The 5646-nt window shown below is 61.0% G+C and carries 10 protein-coding genes; 9 read left to right on the plus strand and 1 reads right to left on the minus strand.

Annotation, left to right across the window (positions count from 1 at the left end; all coding sequences use genetic code 11):
• The 9 genes from VEK15_08120 to VEK15_08160 all read left to right on the plus strand — a co-directional run.
• A partial coding sequence (locus VEK15_08120) for a peptidase U37 (GenBank protein ID HXV60644.1) occupies nucleotides 1–433 on the plus strand: 433 nt, incomplete at its 5' end.
• 12 nt (nucleotides 434–445) lie between these two features.
• Nucleotides 446–1066, plus strand: a complete 621-nt coding sequence (locus tag VEK15_08125) for a DUF2190 family protein (protein HXV60645.1) — start codon at nucleotides 446–448, stop codon at nucleotides 1064–1066.
• A gap of 9 nt (nucleotides 1067–1075) precedes the next feature.
• Nucleotides 1076–1411, plus strand: a complete 336-nt coding sequence (locus VEK15_08130; protein ID HXV60646.1) for a DUF2190 family protein — start codon at nucleotides 1076–1078, stop codon at nucleotides 1409–1411.
• The gene (locus tag VEK15_08135) at nucleotides 1412–1762 is read left to right on the plus strand and encodes a hypothetical protein (protein HXV60647.1); all 351 of its coding nucleotides are present in this window, start codon (nucleotides 1412–1414) and stop codon (nucleotides 1760–1762) included.
• Nucleotides 1762–2313 (plus strand): phage tail protein, encoded by a 552-nt coding sequence (locus VEK15_08140; protein ID HXV60648.1) that lies wholly within the window; start codon nucleotides 1762–1764, stop codon nucleotides 2311–2313. The genes VEK15_08135 and VEK15_08140 overlap by 1 nt, the downstream gene beginning before the upstream one ends.
• A gap of 1 nt (nucleotide 2314) precedes the next feature.
• On the plus strand, nucleotides 2315–2806 hold the full coding sequence (locus VEK15_08145) for a hypothetical protein (protein HXV60649.1): 492 nt from the start codon (nucleotides 2315–2317) through the stop codon (nucleotides 2804–2806).
• Nucleotides 2799–3020 carry a hypothetical protein gene (locus VEK15_08150; GenBank protein ID HXV60650.1) on the plus strand — a complete coding sequence of 74 codons (222 nt, stop codon included), beginning with the start codon at nucleotides 2799–2801 and terminating at the stop codon, nucleotides 3018–3020. The genes VEK15_08145 and VEK15_08150 overlap by 8 nt, the downstream gene beginning before the upstream one ends.
• Entirely contained in the window at nucleotides 3020–4183 is a 1164-nt protein-coding gene (locus tag VEK15_08155) for a phage tail tube protein (GenBank protein HXV60651.1), read from the plus strand. Before VEK15_08150 ends, VEK15_08155 begins: the two co-directional genes overlap by 1 nt.
• A 135-nt stretch (nucleotides 4184–4318) precedes the next feature.
• Nucleotides 4319–4876 carry a hypothetical protein gene (locus VEK15_08160; protein HXV60652.1) on the plus strand — a complete coding sequence of 186 codons (558 nt, stop codon included), beginning with the start codon at nucleotides 4319–4321 and terminating at the stop codon, nucleotides 4874–4876.
• Between the two features lie 265 nt (nucleotides 4877–5141).
• Here the strand turns inward: VEK15_08160 and VEK15_08165 are convergent.
• Nucleotides 5142–5646: hypothetical protein (locus VEK15_08165; GenBank protein HXV60653.1), on the minus strand; the 505-nt coding region annotated here is incomplete at its 5' end.

The following is a 5646-nucleotide window of genomic DNA, read 5'->3' on the forward strand; positions in this document are numbered from 1 at the left end:
TGGAGGAGCGATCAGCGTTGACACGCTCGGCGCGGGGCGTGCGGCAATGAGAGCGCAGACGGGGATCGACGGTGCCACTCATCTGAACGTCAACCCCGTTTACCTCATCGTTCCGGTGGCGAAAGAAACAATCGCGGATCAGTACGTCACCGTCATCACTCCGCAACAGGGATCTAATGTGAATCCATTCTCCGGTCGGCTGACCGTCATCGCGGAGCCGCGGCTCGACGATGACAGCGCGACGGCCTGGTATCTCGCGGCTTCCCCGATGCAAATCGACATCATCGTTCTCGGAACGCTCGAGGGCGAGGGAGGGCCGATGGTCGAGAGTCGCGTCGGGTTCGACGTAGACGGGCTCGAGATCAAAGTCCGCCACGACGTCGCGGCGAAGGTCGTCGACTTCCGCGGCCTTTACAAGAATCCGGGCGCGTAATCGGAGGCTGAAGTGAAGAACTTCGTTTCCAACGGAAAGAACATGGAGCTCACCGCCCCCTCGGGCGGTGTCGTGAGCGGGACAGCCTACCTCATCGGTGGGCTTCTCGTGGTCGCAACCCATGACGCCGCGCAGACCCTCCCCTTCCGGGCGCGCGTCGTTGGGGCGGTCGATCATGCGAAAGCCGACGATGCCTGGAGCGAGGGGCTGAAGCTCTACTGGGACAATTCGGCGAAAAAGATCACGGCGACGGCGAGCGGCAACACCTTGGTTGGAGTCGCTATCAAGCCAATCGTCGCCGCCGTTGTTTCGTTGGCGACAGATGCGGACCCGTCCGACTTGCTGATTTCTGGGCTCACGCTTCAAGTTTTGGACTTCGCTCAGCTCGCGACCGATGACGCGGAAGTGACGGTAACGATCAACGGCACGGCGACCGTATTGGTCGAGGGCACGGACTACACGGCAGCGACGAGCGATGACGCGACGGCCACTAGTCTCGCCTCCGCTATCAATGCTCTCGCGGGTGTGAGCGCGGCGGCAGTGACGGATACGGTGACCGTAACGCCGTCGACGGGAATCAGCGCGACTCAGCACACGGTTGGCCGCGTCCGGCTCGACGGGGCGACCCGATAGGAGAAGAGTATGAAAACGTACGCACAAGATGCCGAGGTCGTCGAGTTCACGGCACCTACCGGTGGAGTCGTCAGCGGAACGGCATATCTCATCGGCTCGCTTTTGGTAGTCGCGACTCACAGCGCAGCTCAGACGCTCCCTTTCCGCGGTCGAGTAACCGGCATCGTGGAGCACGCGAAGGTAAGCGCTCAGGCGTGGACCGAAGGGGCGAAGATTTACTGGGACGACACGGCGAAGAACTTCACGACAACGTCTGGCGGTAATACGCTGGTTGGCGTTGCGGCGGCAGCAGCCGCGAACCCTTCCGCCACCGGGAAGGTGCGTCTCGATGGAGTCGCCCGCTAGTTGCTCGATCTCGGGACGCTCCGCTCGACGGTCATCCCGGACGTGATGTTCGATGTTCTCGGCATACCAGCAACCGTTACCCCTCCCGAAGACCTGCCCGTCTCGACGCGGGGCATATGGCTTACGCCACTCGTCGAGGAGCAGCCAATCGGGCGCGACTACAGCCGCAGGGAGCCGCGGCGCGTAATGGCACTTCGGCGTGACGTTTTCTCCGAGGTGCCACGCAATACGCGGGTCATCGCGGCGGAAAAGCCGGGCGGCACGGTACGGAACTGGCGGGTTGACGGGCTCGACGCGACGGAGCCGGACCATTTCCGCGTTGTGCTCGTTCCCGAGAAGGTCACGGCGTAATGGCGGACATCAACGTTCAGATAGACAGCAAGGCGGTGGAGCGTGCCTTGCGGGAAGCGCCTAAGAAGGTGGCGCTAGCGATTTACCGTTCGGTGCGTCGCGGCACTCAGAGCGCTCACACGCTCTCCGGGCGGCTCGTCGCGAGGGAGATGGGGCTTAAGGTTGGAGTTGCCAAGAAAGCGATCGAAGCGACTGAGCCAACCTTCACGAATTTGGAAGGCCAGATTCGCGCATCGCGGAAGCCCATCCCATTGATTCAGTTCGGTGCTAAGGGGCCGCGCCCGTCTAGGGGGAGAGGCAGAGGCGTGACAGTCCGTATTAGTGGTAAGACGCGGCGATACGCTCGCGCATTCATCACCACGGTAGGTCGGCATGAAGGCGTTTTTGAGCGCAGACCAGGAGCGGGGCGGTTGCCTATACGAGAGCTATTCGGCCCGTCAGTCGGGGACGTCTTCCGCGGCAAACAGAACGAGATTCTCCGCCACGGTGCCGAGACGGTGGTCAAGGAGATGAGACGGCAGATCGGGAACATTCTCGGGGGCATCGCTTGAAGTGGAGCCCATCGAGTACGGAATCGTAAAGAACATGCAGGCGGCATTGCAGGGAATCAAGCAGACGGCGGGGTATCACCATACCGTCGAGGCCCTGGCTATAAAACTCGACCCGAATCACAAGGTGGAAGACCTCAAGCCGGAGGACGGTCGGCGCCCGTTCGTTCTAGCGGACTGGAGCTCGCCCGACGCGCTCGATTCCTTCGAAAAGCCCGACCGCATGCTTCGCAACTGGCCGGTTACCGTCCACGCTATAGGCGACGTGGACGTTGAGTCAGACGACGCACGGGCGCTGAAGCACTTTCAGCTTTGCGCAGACGTGGAGACGGCGGTCATCGCAGCGTGGAAGGCGGGCACGCTCGGAAGCACTGTGCAGAACGTCCTCCTTGCATCGAGAGAGCTCCGATTGAATGAGCCCGAAGGCCGCGAGGTCTGGTCGATCATCGGCTGGGTCATCCAGCATCGGCGGGAGCTTGGAGTTCCAAATGGGTAAGAAGGGCGGCGACTTCGAGGCGCCGGCCATTCCACGGCGAGGAAACGCGAAGGCGTACCGATGCCGGGCGGAATTTACGTATCGAATTCTCGAAACAAGCAAGAAGTTCGGCCCCGGACTAGTAATCACGAGCGAGGAATACCAAGAGCTCGTGAAGAAGGACTTCGTTCGGCCAGGTGTCTTTGAGCCCGTCGAGAGTGAGGGAGAAGCATAATGCCTCTACCGCAGGGACGATCCGGTCAGCTCTACGTCAAAAAAGAGGCCGCGTATGGAGTTGAGGAGACGCTCGCAGCGGCGAACGCCATGCGGCACATCAACCGCGGCAGTTGGAGCGACCTCCCATTCAACAAGGAGAACTCGCCCGAGAAGAATCCATCTCCCGGTATCTTCACGCGGTTCGCTCGGAGAGCTGAGCTGAACTATTCAGGACTCCAGGGAATCATCCGGCCTGGCGGGGCGCTGAACACGCTCCCGGAGTGCGACCCGTTCCTCGAGGCGGCTTTCGGGTCCAAGACGAACGTCACGCTGGCGACGACAGTCTCTAGCTCGCCGACGACGACAGGGGCGACGGTAGCGAGCGCTGGCGCTCTTGCGGTAGGGGACGCCGTGTTGCTCGAAGTGACAGGGCAGGCGAATTCCCCCTTCGTGAGGGTTTTGACTGGAGTCGCAGGAGCCGCGCTAACATGGTCGCCAGCGCTTCCAGCCGCTCAGACGGTTGGAGATGATGTGAAGGGCGGCATCACATATAAATTCACGAGTCTGCTGAGTATCTCGCTCACGATAGCTCACTATCTGTCGAACTTCGAGCAGGAGCTCGTAGGCGCAGGCGTTGATTCTTTCGAGCTCGCGCTTGATGCGAATGCGGAGCCGACCTTCACCGTGGGCGGACCAGGGCGGCAACTCCTCGATGCGAGCACGACACCGGCAATTCAGACGCAGCCTGTAGGGTTCACGACTGTTGGCGGGAACCCGCCTTCGGGACTCATCGGTCAGGCGTACATCGACGACACGCTGTACCTCATCAAGTCGCTCGGAGTGAGCTTCACTAACTCACTCGAGGCGAGAAACAATGAGTATGGAGTGAGCCTTGCTACGGAGCTCAACCGAAACGGTCTCCGAGAGGTGCCTGTCACGCTCGAGGCGTGGGCGGAAACTCCAGCGACGCTATACAACAAGACGAAGGCGGGCTCCCTGGTCGAGATACTCGTCCAGACGGGGCGCACGGAAGGCAACATCGTTGCCGTGTACATGCCGAGCGTCGACGTTCAGCCGCCCGAGCAGGACGACCCGGACGAGAACGTGAACTGGAGTTTCAGTGGCGCGGCCATCGAATCGGCGGCCGGCGCTAACGACGAGTTGAAGATCGCACTTTTGTAGAAGCATCGCCCGCGAGCGGGAGTCGCGGCTCCCCACCGTCCCGTAAGCGGCAGTCGGTTGAACCGATTATTCAGAGTCGGCAACCGAGCACGGGGCCTCGACCCCGGCGCCCACCTAGACAGAGGAGATCCGTGTATGAAGCTCAAGAGTTACTACGACGCCGATATAGAGATCGGTGAGGAGGAGCCGCTGAAGCTGGGCATCAAACGGCTGACGTTCGAGGAAAACACAAAGCTGAAAGCGGCGTGGCGTGAAGCGGAGCAGAAGAAAGAGGACGAGGAGTTGTGGGGTCGACTCCTGCTAGATACGTTCCGTAAGTACATCAAGATTCGCTCCAAAGTTATCGTCGAACTCGATGACGGCGAGGCCGAGGTGAAGCGAGGGGAAGAGTTGCTCGATCTCTTCGGCGGGCGTCCAGCGATTCTTGCGACCATTTTTCTCAGGGTTCTCGCGCAGAACTCGCTATCGGAGAAAGAGCGAAAAAACTTACGGCGGCTTATCGCTTCGTCGCCTTCCTCGGGCGGGTCAAAGACGGAAGCGCATGGGCCGAAACCCGAGACGACTGCGGAAAGTGCCGAGAGCGAGGACTCTGCGGTCAACGTGGGTGCGACAAGCCAAACCCGGATCCCGTCTGGATCGACGGAGCCGGGGACTCCGTCGTCGTCCTCCACACTTGCCCCGTCCTTGAACTGACGGCAGAGGTTCGTGTATGGCTCGAGCTCTTTCACAAAACGCACGCGCTCCGGGTCGACGGCTGGTCGGGCGCGGTCCGATGGGAGCGCGTCGCTTTGCCGAGCTCCGGGGGCGTATGGGAGCAGAACGCGAGGGACATGGAGGCGCTCGACGTCCTCGAGGCGGTGGCGTATGCCGTGGCGCACGAGCAAGCCAAAGAGGCCCGCGCTCGAGCGAAATCAAAAGAGAAGGTGCGGGGGCCTCGACGGGCTCGGCGGCGGTGATGCTACTCGCGCCTTTGAATCGAATGCACTACGCCGCCTTCCGTGTAAACGTAAGCGTTCCGTGGCAACGAATCCTTCGCGCAGCGTGGCAAGCTCTGAAAGCTCGAGTTGACATACTTGCCCGAAGAGTAGTCCGTCTTGCCTGTCTTGGCGTCCGTCCCGTATTGCCACTTGAACTCGTACACGAGTTGGAATCGATCGCCGCGTGCCGTCGAGGTGGTGTTCCTGCGTTCCGGCTCTCCCCAGCTTTGGATGAGTTCGCGCTCCGTCATGCCTATCCATGCTTCGCAGCGATCGATGCGGGCATCATTCGCGGCGGCTGTTTCGTTGGATCGCTGAGCTCGAAGTTGCGATCTCTGATTTTTGGAAATTCCGATGAGGACCACGGAGACGACGGTAAGCCCGCCGAAAATGGCAACTACCCAAATCAGTGTTTTCATGGGTTGCTCCTTCCGAGGGGTGGCCAGCATAGCAAATGGATTGTGGCGAGGTAAAGCGTGGCCGACG

This window comes from Vicinamibacteria bacterium, from assembly GCA_035620555.1.
In the GTDB taxonomy this organism is placed as follows: domain Bacteria; phylum Acidobacteriota; class Vicinamibacteria; order Marinacidobacterales; family SMYC01; genus DASPGQ01.

Bases quoted from the DNA above. Each gene is read 5' to 3' on its own strand.
- VEK15_08130 (HXV60646.1), top strand. From the start codon at position 1,076: ATGAAAACGTACGCACAAGATGCCGAGGTCGTCGAGTTCACGGCACCT.
- VEK15_08140 (HXV60648.1), top strand. From the start codon at position 1,762: ATGGCGGACATCAACGTTCAGATAGACAGCAAGGCGGTGGAGCGTGCC.
- VEK15_08150 (HXV60650.1), top strand. From the start codon at position 2,799: ATGGGTAAGAAGGGCGGCGACTTCGAGGCGCCGGCCATTCCACGGCGA.
- VEK15_08155 (HXV60651.1), top strand. From the start codon at position 3,020: ATGCCTCTACCGCAGGGACGATCCGGTCAGCTCTACGTCAAAAAAGAG.
- VEK15_08160 (HXV60652.1), top strand. From the start codon at position 4,319: ATGAAGCTCAAGAGTTACTACGACGCCGATATAGAGATCGGTGAGGAG.